General features: G+C 47.0%; 26 protein-coding genes and 1 pseudogene. 13 read left to right on the top strand and 14 right to left on the bottom strand.

The features are described from left to right. Nucleotides 1–186: 186 nt before the first annotated feature. Nucleotides 187–873 carry a CAP domain-containing protein gene (locus H525_RS26605; protein ID WP_027417141.1) on the top strand — a complete coding sequence of 229 codons (687 nt, stop codon included), beginning with the start codon at nucleotides 187–189 and terminating at the stop codon, nucleotides 871–873. A 141-nt stretch (nucleotides 874–1,014) separates the two neighbouring features. Here the strand turns inward: H525_RS26605 and H525_RS0116870 are convergent, their stop codons facing one another. From H525_RS0116870 to H525_RS27920, 4 genes are all read right to left on the bottom strand, one after another. Beyond that, nucleotides 1,015–1,467, bottom strand: a complete 453-nt coding sequence (locus H525_RS0116870) for a hypothetical protein (protein WP_027417140.1) — start codon at nucleotides 1,465–1,467, stop codon at nucleotides 1,015–1,017. Between the two features lie 114 nt (nucleotides 1,468–1,581). After that, nucleotides 1,582–2,976 carry an efflux RND transporter periplasmic adaptor subunit gene (locus H525_RS0116865; protein WP_027417139.1) on the bottom strand — a complete coding sequence of 465 codons (1,395 nt, stop codon included), beginning with the start codon at nucleotides 2,974–2,976 and terminating at the stop codon, nucleotides 1,582–1,584. After that, nucleotides 2,969–6,148: an efflux RND transporter permease subunit gene (locus tag H525_RS0116860; RefSeq protein ID WP_027417138.1), complete on the bottom strand. Its 3,180-nt coding sequence runs from the start codon at nucleotides 6,146–6,148 to the stop codon at nucleotides 2,969–2,971. Before H525_RS0116860 ends, H525_RS0116865 begins: the two co-directional genes overlap by 8 nt. Before the next feature lie 269 nt (nucleotides 6,149–6,417). Continuing rightward, complete coding sequence (locus H525_RS27920) at nucleotides 6,418–6,585, bottom strand: hypothetical protein (protein WP_169728846.1); 168 nt, start codon at nucleotides 6,583–6,585, stop codon at nucleotides 6,418–6,420. A 259-nt stretch (nucleotides 6,586–6,844) separates the two neighbouring features. On the opposite strand from H525_RS27920, the gene H525_RS29690 reads away from it, so the two are divergent. Both H525_RS29690 and H525_RS27525 read left to right on the top strand, forming a co-directional pair. After that, nucleotides 6,845–7,036 (top strand): hypothetical protein, encoded by a 192-nt coding sequence (locus tag H525_RS29690; protein ID WP_081413468.1) that lies wholly within the window; start codon nucleotides 6,845–6,847, stop codon nucleotides 7,034–7,036. A 453-nt stretch (nucleotides 7,037–7,489) separates the two neighbouring features. Beyond that, complete coding sequence (locus tag H525_RS27525; RefSeq protein WP_155837385.1) at nucleotides 7,490–7,609, top strand: sporulation protein YjcZ; 120 nt, start codon at nucleotides 7,490–7,492, stop codon at nucleotides 7,607–7,609. 64 nt (nucleotides 7,610–7,673) lie between these two features. Here H525_RS27525 and H525_RS0116840 read toward each other — a convergent pair whose 3' ends face one another. Continuing rightward, nucleotides 7,674–7,865, bottom strand: a complete 192-nt coding sequence (locus H525_RS0116840) for a hypothetical protein (RefSeq protein ID WP_027417137.1) — start codon at nucleotides 7,863–7,865, stop codon at nucleotides 7,674–7,676. 304 nt (nucleotides 7,866–8,169) lie between these two features. Between H525_RS0116840 and H525_RS29685 the strand changes: the two genes are divergently transcribed. Then, the gene (locus H525_RS29685; RefSeq protein ID WP_155837384.1) at nucleotides 8,170–8,334 is read left to right on the top strand and encodes a hypothetical protein; all 165 of its coding nucleotides are present in this window, start codon (nucleotides 8,170–8,172) and stop codon (nucleotides 8,332–8,334) included. Here the strand turns inward: H525_RS29685 and H525_RS0116830 are convergent. The 7 genes from H525_RS0116830 to H525_RS0116800 form a co-directional block, all read right to left on the bottom strand. Next, nucleotides 8,327–9,499, bottom strand: coding sequence for a pyridoxal phosphate-dependent aminotransferase (locus H525_RS0116830; protein WP_027417136.1), 1,173 nt, complete (start codon nucleotides 9,497–9,499; stop codon nucleotides 8,327–8,329). The two genes, H525_RS29685 and H525_RS0116830, sit on opposite strands and share 8 nt — an antisense overlap. Before the next feature lie 77 nt (nucleotides 9,500–9,576). Then, nucleotides 9,577–10,239 (bottom strand): methionine ABC transporter permease, encoded by a 663-nt coding sequence (locus H525_RS0116825; protein ID WP_027417135.1) that lies wholly within the window; start codon nucleotides 10,237–10,239, stop codon nucleotides 9,577–9,579. After that, a complete protein-coding gene (locus H525_RS0116820) occupies nucleotides 10,232–11,254 on the bottom strand; it encodes a methionine ABC transporter ATP-binding protein (protein WP_027417134.1) in 1,023 nt (340 codons plus the stop codon). Before H525_RS0116820 ends, H525_RS0116825 begins: the two co-directional genes overlap by 8 nt. A 284-nt stretch (nucleotides 11,255–11,538) precedes the next feature. Beyond that, nucleotides 11,539–11,772, bottom strand: a complete 234-nt coding sequence (gene hfq / locus H525_RS0116815; RefSeq protein ID WP_027417133.1) for an RNA chaperone Hfq — start codon at nucleotides 11,770–11,772, stop codon at nucleotides 11,539–11,541. Between the two features lie 31 nt (nucleotides 11,773–11,803). Continuing rightward, nucleotides 11,804–12,763, bottom strand: a complete 960-nt coding sequence (miaA, locus tag H525_RS0116810; RefSeq protein WP_027417132.1) for a tRNA (adenosine(37)-N6)-dimethylallyltransferase MiaA — start codon at nucleotides 12,761–12,763, stop codon at nucleotides 11,804–11,806. Nucleotides 12,764–12,765: 2 nt separating this feature from the next. Continuing rightward, a complete protein-coding gene (locus tag H525_RS0116805) occupies nucleotides 12,766–13,545 on the bottom strand; it encodes a class I SAM-dependent methyltransferase (RefSeq protein WP_027417131.1) in 780 nt (259 codons plus the stop codon). 85 nt (nucleotides 13,546–13,630) lie between these two features. Next, nucleotides 13,631–14,395 carry a DUF4931 domain-containing protein gene (locus H525_RS0116800; RefSeq protein WP_027417130.1) on the bottom strand — a complete coding sequence of 255 codons (765 nt, stop codon included), beginning with the start codon at nucleotides 14,393–14,395 and terminating at the stop codon, nucleotides 13,631–13,633. 687 nt (nucleotides 14,396–15,082) lie between these two features. On the opposite strand from H525_RS0116800, the gene H525_RS0116795 reads away from it, so the two are divergent. Both H525_RS0116795 and H525_RS0116790 read left to right on the top strand, forming a co-directional pair. Further along, nucleotides 15,083–16,063, top strand: a complete 981-nt coding sequence (locus H525_RS0116795) for a DMT family transporter (protein ID WP_027417129.1) — start codon at nucleotides 15,083–15,085, stop codon at nucleotides 16,061–16,063. Nucleotides 16,064–16,163: 100 nt separating this feature from the next. Then, entirely contained in the window at nucleotides 16,164–17,237 is a 1,074-nt protein-coding gene (locus H525_RS0116790; RefSeq protein ID WP_027417128.1) for an NAD(P)H-dependent flavin oxidoreductase, read from the top strand. A 173-nt stretch (nucleotides 17,238–17,410) separates the two neighbouring features. On the opposite strand, the gene H525_RS0116785 is transcribed toward H525_RS0116790, so the two are convergent. Next, nucleotides 17,411–18,448, bottom strand: a complete 1,038-nt coding sequence (locus H525_RS0116785; RefSeq protein ID WP_027417127.1) for an FUSC family protein — start codon at nucleotides 18,446–18,448, stop codon at nucleotides 17,411–17,413. 389 nt (nucleotides 18,449–18,837) lie between these two features. Here H525_RS0116785 and H525_RS0116780 point away from each other — a divergent pair, with 389 nt between their 5' ends. The 7 genes and pseudogenes from H525_RS0116780 to H525_RS24530 all read left to right on the top strand — a co-directional run bounded on the left by H525_RS0116780 (nucleotide 18,838) and on the right by H525_RS24530 (nucleotide 22,594). Then, nucleotides 18,838–19,023, top strand: coding sequence for a hypothetical protein (locus H525_RS0116780; RefSeq protein ID WP_027417126.1), 186 nt, complete (start codon nucleotides 18,838–18,840; stop codon nucleotides 19,021–19,023). After that, nucleotides 19,016–19,123: a PAS domain-containing protein gene (locus H525_RS29680; RefSeq protein ID WP_155837383.1), complete on the top strand. Its 108-nt coding sequence runs from the start codon at nucleotides 19,016–19,018 to the stop codon at nucleotides 19,121–19,123. The genes H525_RS0116780 and H525_RS29680 overlap by 8 nt, the downstream gene beginning before the upstream one ends. 99 nt (nucleotides 19,124–19,222) lie before the next feature. After that, nucleotides 19,223–19,693, top strand: a pseudogene (locus tag H525_RS29675) (diguanylate cyclase domain-containing protein); the annotation flags it as partial. Beyond that, nucleotides 19,683–19,841 (top strand): hypothetical protein, encoded by a 159-nt coding sequence (locus H525_RS26590; RefSeq protein WP_425387720.1) that lies wholly within the window; start codon nucleotides 19,683–19,685, stop codon nucleotides 19,839–19,841. The pseudogene H525_RS29675 and the gene H525_RS26590, both read left to right, overlap by 11 nt. After that, entirely contained in the window at nucleotides 19,838–21,478 is a 1,641-nt protein-coding gene (locus H525_RS0116760; RefSeq protein ID WP_035101757.1) for a thiamine pyrophosphate-binding protein, read from the top strand. Before H525_RS26590 ends, H525_RS0116760 begins: the two co-directional genes overlap by 4 nt. Nucleotides 21,479–21,624: 146 nt before the next feature. Beyond that, nucleotides 21,625–22,002, top strand: coding sequence for a carboxymuconolactone decarboxylase family protein (locus H525_RS0116755; RefSeq protein ID WP_027417123.1), 378 nt, complete (start codon nucleotides 21,625–21,627; stop codon nucleotides 22,000–22,002). 169 nt (nucleotides 22,003–22,171) lie between these two features. Then, entirely contained in the window at nucleotides 22,172–22,594 is a 423-nt protein-coding gene (locus H525_RS24530; protein ID WP_155837381.1) for a VanZ family protein, read from the top strand. A gap of 4 nt (nucleotides 22,595–22,598) precedes the next feature. Here H525_RS24530 and thiW read toward each other — a convergent pair whose 3' ends face one another. Next, nucleotides 22,599–23,078 carry an energy coupling factor transporter S component ThiW gene (gene thiW, locus H525_RS0116745; protein ID WP_027417122.1) on the bottom strand — a complete coding sequence of 160 codons (480 nt, stop codon included), beginning with the start codon at nucleotides 23,076–23,078 and terminating at the stop codon, nucleotides 22,599–22,601. Nucleotides 23,079–23,232 lie beyond the last annotated feature (154 nt).

Here is a 23,232-nt window from a genome sequence, read left to right as displayed (position 1 = left end):
TACCGCTCCTCTTTGGGTCGGTTCCTTGAATAATCCGCTTCTACAAGTATATGAAGGGTTCGGCGACTTTAGAGCAGAAAAATGAAAGACGCCATGAAAACATTACCAGGCAAATCGGGCTGGTTTGTATGGTAGGATGTAAACGGATTTACCAAAAAGCCAAATTTTATTCATAGGAGTGATTTGATGAAGAAGATACTTGCAGCTACGATTCTATGTACGTCTTTCCTCGGGGTGAATGTGGCGACGACAAAGGCGGCAGAGTGCCCGGCGCAGTTATCTTTCAGTGGAAATTCTCAAGTTTATTCTTTGAATTCTACCCAAATTCAAAATTTAATGAACCAATATTTTGGATATGGTTTCCAACGGTTTCAATCGCAACCGGCACCGGCTCGCACTGTGACTCCGGTTCCTGCAAAAGTGTATACACCTCAGACTTCCGCTGCTTCGGCACCGGCTCCATCTAAAGCAACATCCAGTCAAAACGCTCCCCTGACGCAAGATGAGCAGCAAATGCTGAACCTTGTGAATCAGGAGCGTCAAAAACAAGGACTTGCCCCGTTAAAAATCAACATGCAGCTTGAAAAAATGGCACGCGTAAAAGCAAAAGATATGATTGACAACAATTATTTTAGTCACCAATCCCCTACGTATGGGTCACCGTTTGACATGATGAAACGCTTTGGGGTCAGCTACCGGACAGCCGGTGAAAATATTGCCGGAAATTCTTCCGTTCAAGCCGCCCATCAAGCGTTGATGAATTCCGCAGGTCATCGCGCGAATATTCTAAACGGCAGCTTTACTCAAGTTGGAATTGGCATCGTGAATGGTGGACCGTACGGCAAAATGTTCGTACAGGACTTTGTCGGGTAATGAAATGACCGTTGCCGTGCCAGTGCTTGCACTTGGTGCTATCCGAAAATTCACCTTTATTAGGAAAGTATATGTAATAAAACGACGGATTATACCAACAATGGACGCCATCTTTTCCAAGAGGGCGTCCATTGTTTCATTCTACGAAATCACAACCTCAAACTCAATCCGGCTACCGGGAAAGGGGGTCTGATGATTGTCGGCGAGTTCTACGGCGATTTTATGCTTGCCGGGTTGTAACCGAACCTCTGCCTCACTCGTAAACCGTCTCGTCTTCTGACCGTCAACATACAGGTCAATATGCCCTACAGCAATATGGTTAGGCGCACCCGCTCTATCCGTCGTCAGCTTAATGTTCTTTGTGTTAAAATACAGCTGCAGCGTCCGGCCTTCGATCGAGTGTTCTACCTCAAGCGAGGGCGACAAGGCAATCACCTCGCGGATTTCCGCTACTGCCTTCACATCTAACCCTTTGTGAGACCCGGTATAGTGAGACGATACCATTCTGGAATGTTGGGGTACAGCCCCTCCGGCATTCGCACAACCATTCGCGAACAACAAGGCGGAAAAAGAAAGTGCCAGCAAGTGCTTCATCGGTTTGAAATGCCCCTCCTTTATCATTCTTTACATAAAGGATGATCCAATTTCCGATGAACTATTCTTTTGCCCGGCACTTTCCTTACCGCCCTTTTTACTTACGCCCCGTGTTTACCTGTTTTTTTGAATTGAAATTTTTACATCCGTATTAACGAGCGTTTGTCCTTTGACAATCACCTGATCACCAATCGTGAGACCGGTAACCATCGAGTTATCGCTGTTTTGCCCAGTAACGGTAATCGGCTTACGGACAGCTTTATCTCCCTGTGCCACATACACATACGTTTTGCCGTTATCGTCTAAAATTCCCGCTGTCGGTATGATAATACCTTTCTTGGCTGTCGGTGGTACAATCGTAATCTGCGACACCATTCCCGCTTTTACTTTTCCATCGGCGTTTGGAATTTCAAAGGTCACGGGGTACCCTTTTGATTGCTGGTTAATCGGGCTAATGCTCGCAATTCTGCCCTTGACCATAAAATCAATAGAAGGAATGCGGACATCAACCGATTGGTTCGGTGCAAACAAATTCAGCATGTTTTCCGGCGCATTGATGGTCACCTTCATCGGATTAAGGTTTGATAAAATCATAAACGGAGACTGAGGCGAAGCAAAATCTCCAATTTCCCCGTTAATCGCGCCAATGGTTCCATCAATCGGTGCCTTCACAGTAGCGTTCGCGAGGTTGTCTTGGGCAATCTGCAGCCCCACCTGAGCTTGGTTGACCTGCTGGCGTGAAGCTTCAACTCCTGACGTGCTGCTGGCCGTACCCGCTTGGATTTGAGCATTCTGCAGGGCAGCCTGAGCGTTTTTACGCCCAACCTGCGCGTCTTTGACGGCTGCCACCGCATTCTGCCGCGCAACCTGCGCATTTTTAAGGCCTGTCTGGGCCTGTATATACGCGGTTTGTGCCTGGTCAACCTGCTGTTTGGATACTGCACCCTGGTCAAACAACTGCTTCATACGATTCAGGTTGACCTGCGCGTCATTAAGCTGAGCCTGGGCCTGTATCACGCTGTTGTTCGCCTGAGCGACACCGTTATTGGCTTTATTGATCGCGTTATCCGCCTGGGTAAGTCCGTTCATCGCTTGGTCAATACCGACTTGGGCCGTTTTCGAACCGCTGTTACGCTGCGTAATCACCTGAGCCAGGTTCGCCTGAGCACTTGCCACAGCAGCCTGAGACTGTTCGACGGCATGGCGCAAGTCTGTATCATCCAGGGTAAACAAAACATCACCTTTTTTTACATTCTGTCCGACCTTGACATTTATGGAAGCCACTTTTGCGCTTGCTTTCGGCACGACATTGACTTCCTGATAGGATTCGGTTGTACCTGTGAGAACGCGCCCTTTATCCAGCGTTCCCTCCACCGCCTGCGCCACTTCGACAGGAATTACCTGCGTTTGATTCACCGGCGCAGCGCTCTGTTTACTGCCGCATCCGGCGAGCAAACCAGAACTAATCGTAAGCGAGGCGATCGTAATTCCGATAAATAACTTACGCATTGAGATCTTTCCCTCCTGTTTTACTAAGGCGTTGCCCAAGTTTTCGGGCACGACGTTGTTCCCGGCGCGCACGCCTTTTTATGATTCTGTCATCGAATAGTGTATAGACAACCGGAACAAGCACGAGTGTTACCAGCGTCGAGAACGTCAAACCGAATGCCACGACAACTGCAAGCGGTGCCTGCCCTTCACTTCCTTGTCCACTGCCGAACGCAAGAGGGAGGATCGCCAGTACAGTGGCAAGAGTTGTCATCGCTATCGGACGAAGACGAACGGGGCCGGCCGTAAGTACCGCTTGGTCCCGCTCCATGCCTTCCTTGCGAAGCGTATTGATATAGTCAATTAAAACGATCGCGTTGTTTGTCACGATCCCGATAAGCAAAATGTAGCCCATTAGCGCCATAACGCCAAGCTTCTGTCCGGTCACGAGCAGGCCAAACACCACCCCGATGAAAGTAGGCGGAATCGAAAACATAATAACAAATGGATAGAACAAGGATTCAAACTGGCTGGCCATAACCATATACACGAGTACAATTGACAGGATAATGGCGAGACCGAGACTGGTGAAGGAATCCCCCATGTCTTTTGTTTGCCCGCCGGTTTCAATAGAGTAACCATCCGGAAGCTTAAGGGTTTTTATTTTCGCATCAATATCTTTACTGATGGAATTTAAATCCCGGCCGGTAATGTCGCTTGTAATGCTGACCTGGCGTGTCTGGTTTTCTCGCGTAATCTGCTGCGGAACGCTTGCTTTTGTAATTTGCGCCACTTCTCCGATGGAGACGCGTCCCCCGGATTGCGTGGAAATCATCAGACTATCAAGGTTGTTGACCTCGGACTTGAAGCTATCCGGAAACTGGAGGCGCACATCGATTTCATCATCGCCCGTGCGGTATTGGGTAGCCACCTGGCCGTCAAACGCGGTGCGAACAGCAGAAAGGACCTGGCCGGTTGTAATCCCGTAATGGGCAGCAATATTGCTGTCAACTTTTACTTCAATTTCATCGTTCACATTTTCCAGTGAAGAGGTAACATTCCGTGTTCCCTTCACTTCTTTGACGATGCTGACAATCGTATCACTAATGTCTTTTAACGTATTCAAATCGTCGCCCTGTACCGCAATATCAATCGGGCTGCCTGTGGGCGCACCGCCTGTGCTGGTCGCTTTTACGGTAATTTCTGCCCCGGCAATGTTTTTCGTACGGCTGCGCATCTCTTCAATAATATCATCCGTTGATCGTGTACGCTTGTCTTTTGGCACAAGCTTAAGCTCAACCGACCCGATATTGGACGAGGACGACCCAACAATGGATGGGGAACCCCCTGAACCGATCGACGTGTAAACAAGGTCCCGCTCGGGAACACTGAGAGCGATCTGTTCAATTTTTTTTACGGTCTTTTCCGTTTCCGCCAATTGGGCTCCCGGCGGTAATTTCACACTAATGGTCAAATCACCCTGGTCAAACGACGGTAAAAACTCTTTTCCAACAAGGGGTGTCAAGAATACCCCAACCGACACCACAAGGGCAATGATCGTTGAAATAATCACCGTTTTGCGATGCGTGATCGACCAGTGAATCAACCTTCCATACGATTGACTGATTCGATAAAACCCTTTCTGGAATAATACCGTCGGTGACTTGCTCTCAGAATGTATGTATTCCTGCGGCGCTTTCGGCATCTCGATAAGAAGTTTCGATGACATCATCGGGACAAGCGTAACGGCTGCAATAAATGCCGCAATATGTGAGAATACAACGGTTAAGGCCAGCGGTCCGAATAATTGTCCGCTAAGTCCATTAACAAAAACTATAGGCAAAAATACTGAGATTTGCGCAAGCGCAGAAGCCATGACGGCTGTTCCTACTTCTTTCGCACCCACAATAGAAGCCAGGTCAACCTTAAGGCCCTGCTGGCGCTTTCGATAGATGCTTTCCAGCACAACAACCGAGAAGTCAACAAGAGAACCAATCCCTAACGTTAAACCGCTCAACGAGATAAGGTTAATCGTTTGTCCGGAAAAATACATCAACGCGAAAGTTGCCACAATGGAAATTGGAATGACAATCGCGGCTACCAGCATCGAACGAAAACTGTTTAAAAACAGGAACAAAATAATAATGGCCATGATGCTTCCTTCAACGCCGTGCTTTTCAACCGTGTTGATGGAGTCTTTGATGTAAACAGAAGAATCAAGGATCGTTACGATCTTGACCCCCTGCGGCAGAAGAGAACGAATCGCATTCAATTCCTTTTGTACATTTTGTGCCACCGTAACTGTATTGGCTCCGCTTGCTTTTTGCACACTAAGCCCGATGCTTGGCTGGCCGTTTACCATTGCCTCCTGAGTTACCTTTTTATATCCGTCTGTCACGGTGAGAATGTCGGCGAGTTGAATCGTACCCCCACCGGTTCCACCGGAACCCTGCGGAAGAGTAATAGGCGTCTGGGCAATGTCTGCCGGGCTGTCAAATTCTCCCGTCACCTTGAGGTTAATATCTTTTCCGCCTTCTGTGAGACTTCCTGCCGAACCCGATAAATTGCGGGCAGCAAGCGCCTGGGTAATCTGGTCAATCGTTAAACCATAGGCATTGAGCGCATCCGGGTTGATCGTGAGCTGAATCTCCCGTGTTCTCCCGCCGGATATACCAAGCGAAGCAACCCCATCCACCCGCTCAATACGAGGTTTGACAACATTTTCAGCAATTCTATTCAACTCCACCACATCTACCGGGCCAGACATGGCCATCGTGATAATCGGCTGGCTGTTCGGATCGAGCTTCATAACGCGCGGGGAATCGGCTTCCTTCGGCAGACTTCCGCGTATACGGTCGATTTTTTCCCGCATATCCAAGGTAGCCTGGTCCATATTCGTGCCCCAGTTAAACTGAACGATGACCAGTGAAGAACCGTTGGTAGACTGGGATTGAACCTTGCTTATGTTGCTGACGGTTCCAACCGCTTCTTCAATCGGTTTGGATACCATCTTCTCAACTTCCGATGGCGTCGCTCCTGTATCACTTGTCGCAACGACAGCAATCGGCAGATTGAGTTCAGGGTATAAATCAACCTTTAGTCTCGGCAGAGAGATCGCACCAAATAGGACGACAGCAATCATTATCATCGCAATGGTGACCGGTCTTCGTACCGAAAAATCCGCTATTTTCACTCCTATCTCTCCTCTTTTGCATTTTACCTGTTAGCTAGTGCATACTTTTGTCAACATTCCAATGTAAAAAACTCTTTACATTAAAAAAAGCCTACATGAATCCATGTTCATTTTATACGATACGCCTAAAAAATCAAGGCTTGATTATAGGAAAATTTTGTGACATATAAAAAACCTTAAAGGGCTTATCCTTTAAGGTTTTTTACCGGGGAAATCTTACTTTTATTCGTGTAAAAATGGCCTTCTAGTATCAACCATATAATTGACAGTTAAACGACGCCGGAGCGAAAGCTTTCCATTCGCTCCTCTAGCGCTTTTAAATCCCGTTCAATTTCCCGAATATCGTCTTCCAGCAATTCCTTCAGACGCCTTTTCTCTTTCAGCAGCTTTTTCATCTGCTCAACCCGCTGTTCCATATCAAATACACCAAGATACATCCTAATCCCTCCAATTAATCCATTCAAACCTTTATATGTATATGCACCGATTGCACAAATAGAACATAGGTGAAAAAACATTTCGACTCACACTTGTCGTATACTCATAAAAGAGTATAATGACAAGGTGCCGGACGGAAAAATTTGACAGAAGACAATATGGGCAAGGAGCGTATAACATGACCAAGCAAGGCCGTATCGTTGATGAAACGAATGAAATCATCGTCATTAATCGGTTAACAACCATTACAAACGGACGATTTACCTACGTTTCGCTTCTTCCGTTGAGCACGAAGTAGCCGATATAACACTTGAGGTATTTCAATATCCCCTGCAAAACGCAGCATTAAGGATGGGCCATTCACTCGCGATAAGCAACAAACTTGCGGAACCGATGGGCAAAATTAATATGAAATCCGGATATTTAATCGTTATCAAAAGTGCGGATTAACGTATAACACGTAAAGCCTGACCCTTCCCGGTCAGGCTTTACGCCTTTACTAGTGTAAATCAGGCGATTCTTACCTAATCGTCTGAGTAAGTTTCGGATGCTTTATCCAAACAATCCCAACATACACTTCGATTTCGTTCTACCACGGCCAATTCTTCCCCACAAAACACACAGTTATCAGTCACCCACGTTTCCCCCTTTGTGTAAAGAATGGTCTGCTTTCACCGTATCCGCTTACCGGATCGTGCAAAAGTATATCGGTATATTTTATACTATATGGTACTATATTCGAAAAAATGAAGGCTTGATAACATTATTTTATTATTTTTCGCCACATCTTCAGCTTTATATGGCGGTAGGCATACGTTTATTTTTGCTACAATAGGTAATTGATTATACACATTCTTGTCAATTAGCATATCTTACCATATAAAATGAAAGGAGGCATGTCTGATGGCATTTAGTAGCTTCTTCGGTCCGGGAAATGAAATCGGGGTTATTCTTGTACTGTTTATCCTGTTGGTGATCATTGCCTGCTCCTGTCAATCCGTTATCCCGACATCCCCATGCTAAAGAGTGAAAAAAGGAGCTCGAAAAACGAGCTCTTTTTTTCTTCCGGACACAGCTAACAGACGCCTTACTCTTCTGCCCTGTTTGCCGTTTCCCTTTGATAAACGGAGATTTCCTGTGCCACTACTACTTTTGGATAACCCTCTTTAAGCTTCTCGTCCGCAAATTTTTTTGCTTCCTCCTGCGTGGAAAAGCTCTTCACATTTTTGTAATTGTACGGGCGAAAGAGGGATTCGGATTCAAAAATTACATAGTACATGACATCACTCCTTTTATTTTTCAATTCAACACAACAAGGCAAACACCTTCTCCATTCCTATACTTATGTCATGGCAAATTAATGTTTTCCATAAACAAAACGATCTGTATTCAAACCGCGTTGTTCACTGGATTTCACCGTATAAGAATGGTGCAAGAGAAAATCCTAAGATGTATGACCGGCTAACCCCGTATTTAGTTTGTTTGTTAGATAAATCGCGTGAGCAGGTTTCATGATCTGTACAATGACGATATATAATAGTAAGAAAAATTAAGCCCTCAGGAGGAACAAAACATGATCACATGTGAAGATTGCGGTAAGTTCACAGACGGTCAGAAAATCGGGAACCATTGGGTATGTGAAGATTGCCGAATTCAGCCAAAAGGCGAAACAAACAACGACCCATAAATTCAGTGAAAAACCAAAAAGCCTGGTGCCAATAAAAATGGGCGCAGGCTTTTTTATTTAAAAATATGCATGCGGTGAATTCGTGCGGCGGCCTCTTCCAGCCGATGTTCATCGACGAGAAGACCGGCGCGTACAAATCCCTCCCCGCATTCGCCGAAGCCGATACCGGGTGCCACCACAACATGCGCTTCCTGCAGTAATACATCAGCAAAGGACGCGGAAGAGAACCCTTCGGGCACAGGCAGCCAGGCAAAAAACGACCCTTTTGTCGGTTTGGCTTGCCAGCCGATGCGGTGCAGTGAGCGATACAACGCGTTGCGCCGCGCTTCATACAGGTTGACGAGTTCATGCACGCACTGTTGTGACGCGGATAACGCCTCAACTGCCGCCATTTGTACCGCACCAAACAAACTGACAAAATAGTGATCCTGATACAGATTAATCTGGTGAATGACCTCATCATTTCCGATCGCAAATCCGACACGCCAACCAGCCATGTTATACGTTTTGGACAGTGTATAAATCTCGATCCCTGCCTGTTTCATATCCGGATGCGACAGGAAACTTGCCGGCGTCTGTCCGTCAAACCCGATCGCGCCGTACGCATAGTCGTGCACAAGTAAAATATCATTAGCAAGGCAATATTCTACCGCTTCCTCTATGAAAGCGGAAGAAGCTACGGCCCCCGTTGGATTGTTCGGATAATTAAGGAACATCAACTTAGCCTGCCGAGCGGTCTCCCGTTCTATCCGGCTGAAATCGGGCAGGAAGCCCTTCTCTGCTGACAGGGGCATCATTTCCATTTTACCGCCCGCCATCGCTACCCCGGACCAGTAGTCCGGATAGCCGGGGTCAGGCACCAGGCACACATCGCCCGGATTTAAGAAGATATTGCTAATTTCAACCAATCCCGCTTTCCCGCCGAAAAGAATAGCCACCTCATCTCCCGGGTCCACCCTTACTCCGCGCTCCTTTTCATACCAGGCTGCAACCGCTTCTTTCAGTTCCTGCCTTCCCTGAAACGGAGGATACTTGTGGTGCAGCGGATTTTCCGCCGCTACCTGTAAAGCCTTCACAATATGCGGCGGTGTTGGCTGGTCCGGATTTCCCTGGCCGAGATTGATCACATCATGCCCCTGTGCGATCACGTGATTGACTTTGCCCACAAGTGTGGAAAAAAACTGTGTTGGCAACCGCTTCATTGCCTCGGACGCCTGAAATCGCATATCCCATCCTCCGATCCTTCGTTTTTTCTCTCACTTATTTCTCTGCTTCCAATTATTTCTCTACTTTTTTTATTTCTCTACTCTTTTCTCAACGAACGCGCAATCCGGTTGCCAATCATCTGCAGCAGTTGGACAAGCAGGATAAGGATAATAACGGTAATAATCATGACCGGAAGCTGCCACATCTGGAAACCGTACTGGTAGGCGAGATTTCCGAGTCCGCCCGCACCGATGATGCCAGCCATGGCGGTTGCATCGACCAGCCCGATTACCGCGATGGTCAGCGATAATACAATGGCGGGCCTTGCCTCTCTTATCATGACTTTGAAAATAATCTGGCTGCGGGTCGCCCCCATCGCCTGGAATGCTTCGATGAGTCCCGGGTCAACCTCTAACAGCGCCGATTCTATAAGGCGCGCAATGTAAGGGGAGGCGTAAAAAACGAGCGGTACGATTGCACCCTGCACGCCGATAAACGTTCCCACCACTAATTTTGTAAAGGGAATAAGCACAAACAACAAAATAATAAATGGGATCGAACGCAAAATATTAATGATTGTACTTACCACCTGATACACAACAGGTTGAGCAAAAATGTGGCCCGGACGGGTAATGACAAGCAGCACCCCGAGCGGAACTCCGATCACCGTCGCCAGGAAAATTGAAAAGCCAACCATATAAAGCGTTTCCTGCAGCGCCGGTACATATAAATCCCATTGAAAATCGACTCCGCTAAACATAGTGAATCACCTCCGCCTCAATTCCCTGTTCCCCCACAAACGCCAGGGAATTATCAAGCAGATCGGCGGGGCCGTTAAGCGCCACGATGAGATAGCCGAACGTAGTATCCTTTACTTGGGTAATATTTCCGAATAAAATGCTGGGCTTCAAAGCGAACCGGGCCGTCAGCTCGGCTAGAACCGGATTTCCGGTACTTTCGCCGATAAACGTTAAGCGAACAATCCGGCTTCCCGGCTCATGCTGCACCCGTTCCAGAAAGCCCTGCGGCAGCGAATCGTCAAAGATGCTCCGGATAAAATTCTTTGTGGTGTCGGTCTGCGGGTGTGCAAACAAGTTAAGCACAGTGCCCATTTCCACCACTTTTCCTTCTTCCATGACCGCCACACGGTCGCATATTTTTTTCACCACATGCATCTCATGCGTAATCAGCATAATGGTAAGATTGTACTTTTTGTTAATATCCTGCAGTAATTCAAGGATGGAGTCGGTCGTCTGCGGATCGAGCGCGGATGTGGCTTCATCGCATAAAAGAATTTCCGGGTCATTTGCCAGGGCGCGCGCGATAGCAACCCTCTGTTTTTGGCCGCCTGATAACTGTGACGGATACGCCTGGGCTCGTCCCGACAAACCGACGAGTTCCAAAAGCTCGGTCACTTTTTTCTGAATAACATCCTTTGGCGCCTTGCTCAAGCGCAGCGGAGCGGCTACATTCTCAAACACCGTGATAGAAGAAAGCAGGTTAAAGTGCTGAAAAATCATACCGATTTTACGACGGGCTTTCCGCAGTTCGTTCGTCGACAGGCTCATCAAATCCGTACCATTTATAATAATGTCGCCGGATGTCGGGCGCTCCAGTAAGTTGACACAGCGAATCAGTGTGCTTTTTCCGGCTCCGCTGAACCCGATAACGCCGAATATTTCCCCTTTTGCAACTTCGAGGCTGACGCCTTTTATCGCATGGACGGCTGACGCGCCAGACCCGTAAGTCTTTATTACGTTCTGAATGGAAATCAACGATGTCCCTCCTTAATCGTTTATATACATAATAAAAAACCTCTTTGTGTCTCGGAAAAAAGAGGTTAAACATTTATAACCAGTCCCTCTTATTTTTCTGTTGAAATGGTACTCGTTAGGGTTTTACTCAAACGATTATAGCATGTAAAAAAAATAATTGAAGGGGATGGGACAAAAATTATGCCATTTACCATTAAAAACGCATCGGAAATAACGGTTTTGCCCGACGGAACACAAAAAAGCCAGGTGGCATGATGCCCCTGGCGTTGCTGCAAAAAAACGGCCTATTCGGCGTTTTCTGGCATCAATGAAACCGGTCGTTGTGGTAAGAAGGTAGAAATGGCATGCTTATACACCAACTGTTGTTTTCCTTCCGTGTCAATAACGACAGTAAAGTTATCAAAGGCTTTAATAAGCCCGCGCAATTGGAACCCATTTACTAAATAAATGGTGACAGGAACGTTTCCTTTCCGCAAGTGATTTAAAAACGTATCCTGAATGTTAATGGTATTTGCCATAAGAATACCTCCTGATTTATCTTTATTTATTTTATTTATTCGCCATGTACCTGAACTTTCCTGCCACTTCCTTATAAATTCTTTCATAAAGACGGGCAGGCTCCTCACGACCAGGGGTGACATCAAACCAGATGATATCCTTCATCGCGCGGAACCAGGTAAGCTGACGTTTGGCAAAATGACGGGTTCTTTTTTTAATAAGCGAAATCGCTTCTTCTCTGGTCAGATGTCCTGCAAGATAAGAAATGATTTCTTTATAGCCAAGCGCTTGCATGGAGCGAAGGTGTGCCTCATACCCTTTTGCAAGCAGGCCTGCCACTTCTTCAATTAAACCGGCGGCAACCATCTGGTCGACCCGCGCGTTAATCCGCTCATAGAGCAGAGAGCGTTCCATTGTTAATCCAATAATGAGCGCATGATAAGGTGATTCCACACTTCGTTGCTGGTGTTCCGCCATCGTCCGGCCGGTCAGATGATAAATTTCCAGCGCCCGAATTACCCGTTTCACATCGTTAGGGTGCAGTCTCTCTGCCGTGAGCGGATCCACATCAGCGAGCCTTGCGTGCAGCGCATCCTTGCCCTGTGTCCGGGCATACTCACTCAGCGATGCCCGATATGCTTCGTCTTCTCCCGCTTCCGAGAACTGATAGCGGTACAGCACAGACTGAATATACAGGCCCGTCCCTCCTACAATCATCGGCAGTTTTCCCTGCCGGTTCAACTCTGTAAGCAGGCTGGCGGTTTGTTTCTGAAAGGCAGCCACCGAGTACTCCTCATCCGGTTCACAAACATCAATGAGATGGTGCGGAATCATCCGCCGTTCAGCTTCGGTTGCCTTTGCTGTGCCGATATTCATTCCCCGATACACCTGCATGGAATCACCGGAGATAATTTCCCCGTTAAAATCAGCGGCCAGCCGCAGGCTTAACGCGGTTTTGCCGACGGAAGTCGGGCCGATAATGGCCAGTACGTTTTCTTTTTTTTTCTCCATGGCTAGGCTCCCCCGGTTACTATCACACCGTATGTAAAACTTCTTTCAAGCTTGGCAGCCCGCTCAAATCCAAGCCGGGCAAAATCCTCACTTTGTGTATGGTTTTTCATCACAACCCGCTGCGCAGCCACCCTTTTTGCCTCTGCCACAGCTTCCTCAGCAAGCCGCGCGTTGTTAGCGAACGGGCGCAGAGGTTCCAGCCCAACGGACGCATGAATCGGCGCAAAAAACATCGGGTCAAAATATACGACATCAAAACTATTATCCTTGCATTTACGTAAAAAAGTCAAATGATCACAATGGATAACTTCAATGCGCGACATGGCCTCTTTCAATTCACTTACATTCGTTCGGTAGCGCTTTAGCCCCTCCGCAACGACCCGGAAAAGGATCGGTTCCGATTCGATGCCAACCACTCTTCCTTTCTGTCCAACAGCGTACGATGCAACAAGAGCATCCGATGCGAGGCCGAGTGTACAGTCAAGAAAACGGGAGCCTTCATGAAGATTGCATATCGTAACCATTACATCAGTATCGCCGCTCCTTAGCCGTTTTATACGAAGCATGGCCATATCCGGGTGAAAGAAAAAAGGGAGGGCGATCCCTTTTCGATATGCTTTTACCCCTTCTTTGGTGACTACAACCACCTCGTTATCGCGCTCATGCAAACGGACGATCGAAAGTTTTTGACGCGGTACATACTCCCCGCCAAATTCCGCAGCCAAATCAAGCGCCCGCTTAATTAGATCCTCGCCTGGTTCATATATTGTCGTTATTAGCATTCATTCCACCACACGGCCAAAAAGTCTCTTTTCCCTACTATGTCCATTTTTTGCGTCCTATAGAATCCGCCCTGAAAAGGCCTGTTTAAAAATAAATCGACCGCATGCGAGCGACGACTTCTTCCAGATGATTCGGGATTTGTACGATGGAATACCCCATTAAATATGGAGAAGTAGGCGCCCGCAGTATTATTTTCGCGATAATTTTTTCTTCCATGTAATAAAAAAAGATATTGTAGCTTTTAAATTTTTTATTCATATGGTTCATAATAAATTTCACGGTCATTTGTATGTAATCCGCCATTTTATCCAATTTTGCACGATCGGTCAGGACAATATTAAACTCTGAAAACCCCGACAGTGGATGCGAAGAGAGATTGAATTCAATCCCCGGACTCTGATCAATCATATAACCGGCAAAATGCTCAGGGGAGACATGTTCCCTGTAATCCACATTGGCAAGGCCGACAATTTGCATATGCGGATGATAAATGGACCCGCCGGAGTGGATGCCGTGATTTTTAAAGAAGGCCACCGAGCGGTACTGACCGCTGTTCTCTATTTCTAACCAGCTCGTTATAGCAAACCGGATCAGTGAATGCAAATGTCCCTGCTCATAGGTGGATAAATCCCCCTCACACGATTCCGTCTCAATGAGCACCATTTGATACGCTTCTTCCAGCGTCTGAAATTTATTTTCAATCAGCAAAAACGGATGTTCCTGCTTAATGATTACCCCTTCTCTTCCTATCGTATCGCGGTCGCAAAAAGGGCAGCTTGTGCCGTCACCCAAATGGGTGGATGGCTTCTCTCTGGCGATATTCGTCCGAAAATGCATATAGGTTTTCATCGTAATACCCTTTCTACACGTAAAATGAACGTTATCTTTAAATCATACTCTATGTAAAGGTAAATGAAAACATTCGATAGGCTGCGGCCGGCCGCAGGAGTTTGCCGCCCGGGGGCAAAATTTGTCATAATTTCGTTCTTACTTTTTATTCATCTTATCGTGATTTCGACATACTTTTTATCATGAAAAAAGTATGATAGAAAAAAACTTAGCAGCGAGGAATTGGAAGCCATGATAATGTACAGTTACGTAGTTCTTGGTATGCTGATTAGTCTTCTCGGATTGTTTTTTATGCTCTTATTAAAAGCTACGTTAAGACAATAGTTGTTGCATAAAAAAGAAAGGCTATTTCTCCACGCGGGAAAAGCCTTTCTTTTTTATGCAAATGAAGCCCCTGCATCCTTACGCACCGCTATGTCACGCCTATATTATACCCGACGTATGCTTATCGTTGATTCCAGATTTGAATCAGGTCATCAATACACAGGCAAATGGTGGCAACAAGAATCCAACCCATTGGTTACTATTCCTTTCCTTGTATTCTCCGTCCTTCAGTGTATGCAGCGGCTAGAGGATTTGCTCATGGAATGTTGTCGTAATACTCCTGTGCGTAAACCTTGTTCTAACTGTTCCGGCATGTACGATGCAGGAAATTTATATATAATATGAAAAGAGGGAGGGATTCGATTGCGTGCTGTTTTACTTGGAATTTTGGCTTCCTTTTTCTTTGCTGTTACCTTCGTTTTAAACCGGAAAATGAATCTTGCCGGGGGTAGCTGGATTTGGAGTGCCTCCTTACGCTATCTGTTTATGGTGCCGTTTCTGCTGGCCATCGTACTGGCCCGGCGCAATCTTGGCGGTCTGCTGTGTGAAATGCGGAACCGCCCGCTTCGTTGGCTGGGGTGGAGTTTTGTCGGTTTTGTCCTTTTCTATGCACCTTTATGCTTTGCTTCCGCATACGGCCCTGCCTGGTTGATTGCCGGCACGTGGCAATTAACGATCATCGCTGGTTCGCTTCTTGTACCGTTCTTTTACACTACCGTCGATACGCCGGACGGCCCGCGCAAAGTCCGGCAGCAAATTCCGATCAAAGGGTTACTCTTCTCATCCATTATTCTGCTTGGCATTGCTCTCATGCAAGTCCAGGAAGTCGACCACGTGTCCGCAGGGATTTTGCTGCTTAGCATTCTCCCTGTACTGCTGGCGGCTTTTGCTTACCCGCTGGGCAACCGTAAAATGATGGAGGTATGTGAAGGCCGCCTGGATGCCTATCAGAGAGTGCTTGGCATGACGCTGGCGAGCCTGCCATTCTGGATTATTCTTTCCGCTTATGGCTGGATAACCGCCGGCAGGCCCGATGAGGGACAGGTAGCTCAATCTGTGATTGTCGCCATTAGTTCAGGCGTGATTGCAACGGTTCTGTTCTTTGCGGCGACCGACTCAGCCAAAGGGAATATTCATCACTTGGCGGTTGTCGAAGCAACGCAGGCCGGTGAAGTTGTGTTTTCCCTTCTAGGCGAGATATGGCTTTTGTCCGGCAGACTTCCATCGGGTTTATCCCTTACCGGAATGGGAATTGTAGTCGTCGGAATGATTTTGCACAGCCTGTACTCCCATCGTCCTGCAAAGAAGAAACAGCTCAGCGGTAACAGGGCAACCTCCCTGTAAAGAAAACCTCCTTTACATACGGTTGCATAAGTCATACTATTTCAATAGGTATTCTTTTTTACATGAGTCACCAAACTCCCTGACGAAAGAAGGGCTTTCTATGTGGTCGGAAACAAAGGGTACAGACATTCTGGGGATCGAATATCCCATCATTCAAGCAGGCATGGCCGGAGGTTATACTTCCCCGCAGCTTGTCGCAGCCGTCTCCAATGCAGGCGGTTTAGGTTCGCTCGGCGCAGGCTATTTGACTCCTGAACAAATTCATGTAGCGGTACATGAGATTCGCAGCCTAACCGACAAACCGTTCGCGGTCAATTTATTCATTCCCGGGTCGGTTAACGATTCACCGGAAAAAATCGGGAGAATCAATGCGCTTATGCAGCCCTATCGAAACGAACTTGGCCTGAAATCGGCTCCGCACGACCCGGAATACAAACAACCGTTTGAAGACCAAATTGCGGTTCTTTTAGAAGAAAAAGTCCCGGTATTCAGCTTTACGTTTGGAATTCCATCGAATGAGATTATCGAAAAGTGCAAAAACAACGGAATTACGCTGATCGGAACCGCTACGACTGTTCATGAAGCGGTCAAACTCGAGGCCTGCGGAATTGATATGATCGTAGGCCAGGGATTTGAAGCAGGAGGACACCGGGGAACGTTTCTCCATTCGTTTGAAGATTCATTAGTTGGCACGATGGCGCTTATTCCGCAGCTAGTTGACCGGGTTACAGTGCCCGTCATCGCCTCGGGCGGAATCATGGACGGACGCGGTATTGCCGCAGCTCTTGCACTGGGGGCTTCAGGCGTACAGATGGGTACAGCCTTTTTAACCTGCGAAGAGAGTATGACACATGAAAAGCACAAAGAGGCCCTGCTAAGCAGTGCGGATGAAAGTACCACCATTACGCGCGCCTTCTCCGGAAAGCCGGCCCGTGGGATTAAAAATAAATTCATTGTGGAAATGGCAGAGCATACGGAAGACCTGCCAGCCTACCCGATTCAAAACGCATTAACACAGGACATTCGACGAAGCGCCGCAAAACGCAATATCACCGACTACATGTCCATGTGGGCAGGGCAGGCATCAGCCCTATGCACAACGCAATCCGCCGGACAACTTGTCGCCCATCTCGTCGAGCAGACTGAACAGGTATTCGCCAACATAAACAAATAGCAATGTGAAATACTTTGAAATGGTGAACCTAATGGAAAAGTACAGTTGTTAAGTGGGATTAAGAAAAAGTCCGCTGCATCGAAATCCGTTTATTTTTTGCTTTTTTTCCCGCCACCCAGTGCTTCTCTTCCCTGTAAGGGAAAACTTTGCAAAATAAACGGGTTCGATGCTGCTCACAACTGCGGCTTTGAAAAATCCTCCACCATCTGGTGTGCCTCGTTATAGAGTGCGAACACGTACTCTTTTGCTTTCCATTGATGCGCCTCATGCAAAAAAGGTTGGCTGGTTTGTTTTACGTACGGTTCGTTAAGGACACTTGTCCCCCACATTTCAACAATGTCGCTGAACATGCTAAATCGTTGACTCCATTCAGCTCTGTCATTTTCCGAGATTCTACCATTCCAATCCCACTCTAAAAGAATGCGCAGCATTTCGAGAGCATGAACATATCCTTTCTTCAAATACTGTAATTGCGTTTTCAGGTGATGTAGCTGCCGGCAGCGATGTTTAATAAAAGGGCTGAAACGCACGGCCCGAAGCGCCTGATCAACGTTTTCTTCAACCTGGTGCACATCTTTATAAAGCTGCTGCATGGACACCTCTAATTTTCGTCCAACTTCCCGGGAAGCCCCCTGGTTCAACCATTCAGAAATATCCTGAAGCCGCCCGGACATTTCCCGGGTAGCTTTCTCTAAAGACTGTGATGCCAAATCTGTATAGTCAGGCGGGAGAATGAGCATGTTTACGATCACCGCGATGATAGCGCCAATGACGGTATCAACAATCCGATCGATACCATAGGTGTAATTTCCTGCCCCGGCCGTTAGTACAACGAGTGCGCTGACCCCTACCTGTGATATCGCCTGCTGCCCCAACTTCAACAACGTCGCGAGGCCAATCCCTACGAACACAATTAATGCAAGGCTCCAATCGTGAATGCCCATATAATGAACGGAAAAATCCGCAAGCAAAACCCCGCCTATAATCCCAATCACCCGCTGATACCCTTTCAATACAGATTGCTCAACGGTGACCTGCACACACAATATGGCTGCGAGCGGAGCGAAGAACGGTCTCCCGGTTCCGGTTAGTTTCGCTGCATCCCAGGAAAGGCCAACGGCAAGAGCAATTTTCCATATGGTACTTGAACGATGTATGATTTTCCAGATAATTGTTTTCCTCGCTTGATTGGCCGCATGCCTTTTGTCCATGTTCACTTCCTCTTTCATACAATTCCAAGAATTAAAGATTTATTTACAGTATTCCCTCAAAGTGTAATAGCATGACAGCGACCGGTTCTTCCTTCCGATTTTCCTGTTGTAACTACAACTTACCTACTACTACTGGATAAGGATATTCACCTATACCCATGAGAATATTCCCCTATTTTATTGGAAAAACATTTCTAATATCCTTTGTATTGAAGTAAAATAAGCGAATATCGTGGATGGAACGCAACCAATGGCACAGTGCGTGAATGAAAAAATTTAAGTTAAAATATAACAAAGTTAATGAAATCTACTAAAATCCGTTTATAAATAAAAGAGAAAATTGCATGAATGGAAAAAATTATGTTTTAATATAGAAAGAGAGGCACAAAATGGAACGCGAAGCTCTCTACATTATGAAATCGAAGCGCCGAGCACAAGAAAGGGGGATCGATCCGGCCTCTATTCCTGAATTTAAAAAAACAATGACAGACGAAGAACTGGCCCGAAAGCATTTTGAAAATTCTCCTTCACAGGCAAAATCAAAAGTTGGACGTACTCAACCAAATTATGATTAACACCACCCGAAACGGTATTATCGTAACCGACAAAAATGGATACATAACAGAATTTAATCAGTTCGCTGAAACGATAACCGGGTGGAAAATATTAAACTAACCTTTGAACAAAAAGAAAATTGGGAAAAATTCGTATGCTTATTCGACGCACTACCGCTTCATGGTCCCCATGCCCAGCTAAAAGGCGCTTAAACTTGTTAACGATACGCTTGGGCATCGAAACGGCGACCTCCTTCTGCAGATGACAGCCGCACGGTTAAAGGGATGCTTACATTCGACAGATATGATTGCCCGCATGGGTTGAGACGAATTTACCATTTTATTGCCGAACGTTTCCCAGCCGGAAGATGCCCTTCGCACAGCGAAACGCATTCTTTAACTATTTGAGACAAATTTCATGATCGATGGAAATGAATTTCATGTATCTGCGAGCCTCGGAATCGCCTTCTATCCGGAAAATGGCACAGAAGCTGAATCGCTCATGATTCATGCTGACACGGCGATGTATCAAGCTAAAAAAACAGAAAAAAACGACTATGTCGTTTTTTTGCCCTCGATGAATGCACAATCGGCGGAAAAATTAACCCTGGAAAGGTCATTGCGTGAATCTTTCATCTCACCAGTTTTTAAAACAAAATCTCGTAGACACGGTTCGAAGAGTGCTGGCTGAGACCGGATTAGACCCGCAGTATTTGGAATTGGAGATTACGGAAACGATGACAATGGATGTCAGCCGGGCCATTCCTATTTTAAATGAGTTAAGCGAGTTAGGCGTTCAAATCAGTATTGTTAAACAATGGGGAGAGATGAAAGAATGAGAGTATCAGCTATTCTCGCAGAAAATTTTAAGAGATGGGGAATTACCCATGTTTTCGGTATACCTGGTAAATCGATATCCCCTGTCATGCTGGATGTGGACAGCCAGGAAATTAATTTTGTACTCACCAGACATGAATCAGGCGCGGGATTTGCCGCAGCGGGGTATTCTCTGGCCAAAAACCGCAAAACGCCGGGCGTTGCAATCGGAACGTCAGGACCCGGAGGAACCAATATGCTGACGGCTGCCGGGCAAGCGAAAGCTTTCCATCTGCCCGTCCTGTTCATTACCGGCCAGCCATCGGCAGGTGAATCCGGAAAAGCTCTGGGTCAGGATTCCAGCCATTTCTCAACCGACCTGGTTAAAATGTTCGAGCCGGTTACGTTGTTTAGTGCCCGGGTCGAACGGGCGGATTTGGTACCGATGTACCTGCGGCATGCCATGGAAAAAGCGATGACTCATGTAAAAGGGCCGGTACATTTATGCATTCCGTTCGATGTACTGATGGAAGATATGGAGCCTTTCGACGTTCCCCTTCCGGCCCATGTCCCTCATATGGTAGCAGATAAGATCACGAACATTATAGACTTACTGGATGCAGCTGAGAAACCTGTTCTATTCCTTGGCAAGGGGGTAAACTCGGCCGATGCGTATGAAGAAGTAAAAATTGTAGCCGAACACTGGCGTATCCCGGTGATTACGACGCCCGGAGGCAAAGGTGTTTTCCCTACCGATCATCCTTTAGCATTAGGAAATTTCGGACTGGGCGGCACAAAGCAGGCGAGCGACTATTTACAATCCGGAGTGGACCTTATGGTGGTGATTGGTACAAAATTAAGCGACATGTCCCTCTCAGGCTTCACGGAAGAGATGCTCCCGAAACAGGTGATCCATTTTGATTATGAACTGACTTATGTCGGGAAATCCCTCTCTGTCCCTACCCATGCAGTACCCGGGGACGCGAAGCTTAACCTCAGGAGAATCATCAACCTGGCCAACGCTTCCCTGCGCGATTACAAAAGAGTTTCTTTACCCGAGCCTGAGCCAGAGGAATCAGCGCCTTCCGAACCTCTTTCAGCGATTCAGGCAGTTCGCACCCTACGCGCTTCACTCCCGCACGATGCGATGGTAATCGGGGACGACGGCAGCCATACGTTTTACGCGATCCGCCACTTTGACATTTATCAGCCGGGAACGTTTCACTTCGATGACGTGTTCGGGGCGATGGGACATGCCATCGGCTATGCGGTCGGCGCCAAAATTGCTGCCCCGGATCAAACCATAGTCTGCCTGACAGGGGACGGCTGCGTGATGATGCACGGCGCAGAAATCGCCACGGCTGTCAATCAGCATGCTCCCGTTATTTTCGTTGTGTTAAATAACGGCCGGCTGGATATGGTCGATAAAGGAATGTCGTACAACACCGGTCGCACAGTCGGGGCGATTTATGACATTCCTTTAGACGTAGCGCAGTATGCAAGGTCAATGGGAGCCAGGGCCTACTGCTGTCACACCGTGGAAGATATTACGGAAGCCGTTGGAAATGCGCTGCAGGCTGATCGGCCAACCGTCATTGAAATCATGGTCAATCCCCTCGAAATCCCCCCTATTTTAACGCGTTTATTAAGTCTGGCGTAAACAGTGTAAACAGCGCAAAGCGTTCAACTATATAGAACACTTGACTAACGCCAAGCCTAAGGCGCGGGCAGTAGCCGTAGTTACACTTATGCGTATAGAAAAAGTTATGCTTTCCTATACGCCGGAAAACGGAGGAGAAACGAATCATGCAGGATGAACGTTATGAAAAAGGGCTGGCATCTTTACAGCAGCTGCTTGGCAAGGAATTTGCACCGCTCGAGGCGGTTAGGCAGTTTTACCCGGGTCTCGCCGAGCTAATCGTATGCAACGGATTTGGAGATATTTATTCACGCCCCGGCCTGGACATAAAGCAGCGGGAACTTGTTTCCCTCTCTTCCCTCATTTCGCAAGGGGCAGTAGAACAGTTGGATTTTCATATTGACGCTGCGCTTAACGTAGGCCTGACACCGAAGGAAATTGTAGAAGTGATTATCCACTGTACTGCTTATGTCGGGTTTCCGAAAGCACTGAGCGCATTAATGTTTGTCATGAACACGTTTAAAGAGCGCGGGATCAAACCATAGTAAATCGTCCGTCGTATTACCTACCGCGTAGCGGCTTATAAGAATAGCAGCCATCCTGTATTGCCGGTGGCCGCTATTTTTATAAGTGATAAGATAGTATAAAGAGTCTATTTCATGGTAATAAATGGTGAACAACTATATATAAAAGAACAGAGGTCGTACACCATTTATGAGTCGATTGTTGCAAGCCATAGTCTGGGCTATCATTCTGGGGGTTTTCACATGCACGGATAATTTAAATGCTCTTCTATACCATCAGGCCGTTCATTTCAAATGGGGCACCCATCCCGATTTCTCCGACCTTCTCATTACGAACGATGCCCACTTTACCCATCCCTACTGGTTGTTTATTAAATCGGGGCATCTTATGGGTTTTGCCATCATGGAAATGTTTCTGTATGCGTTGTTTAGAAAACCAAAACCTGCCGTATATGTCGCCTTCTTGTTTGCCGTCTCTACGGAAATTCTCCAACTCTACTTCTCGCGCGACGGACGGCTGCTGGATATAGGGATTGATTCTGCCGGCATTATGCTGTCGTGCTGCCTGCAGTTATCGACCAACCTGTTCAAAGAACAGGAAGTGATCAAGTAGCGGCCTATCTCATCCGCTGTTTCAGTAAAATCGGAACAAAAATCATGCCGAGAATCGCTCCGGCAAAACTGCTAATAAAGAAGGAAGGTACATAGAAGAGTGCCCCTACTTTTTTCCCCATCAGTAAACCGGCAATCGGCACAGACAGCAGGGAACCTATCACACCGGTTCCAATTACTTCCCCAACGGCTGCAGCCCAGGTTTTCCTGATTTTTGTAAACAGGTAGCCTGCCAGCCACGCGCCAACCATCCCTCCTGGAAAAGCTAAAATCGTTCCGACTCCGAGCATATTGCGAATCAACCCTATCAGAAATGCGATGGCCACCGCGGGACCAGGCCCGAGCAGTACGGCCGCTATCACGTTTATCGCATGCTGGAGCGGATCCACTTTGGCGATCCCCACCGGAAACCAAAGAAAACTTGAACCAACTGTTCCAATCGCAACAAGAAGCGCCATCAGCGCCAGGCGTGTTGTCGGATTCATCTTTACTCTACTGTTCATCTCACTCTTCCCCCTAATTTTATCTACTAACTCTTATACCTAATAAGAAAAACCGGGCAAAAACCGCCCGGTCCTTTTTTGTTTAGAGAATATCCGATAGTCTGTACTTTATGCCATGTACTCCCTCATAATATTC

This window comes from Aneurinibacillus terranovensis DSM 18919 (genome assembly GCF_000430625.1).
GTDB lineage: Bacteria > Bacillota > Bacilli > Aneurinibacillales > Aneurinibacillaceae > Aneurinibacillus_B > Aneurinibacillus_B terranovensis.
Note: the sequence above shows the minus strand (reverse complement) of the source record. Positions and strands in the feature narration are given on the sequence as shown.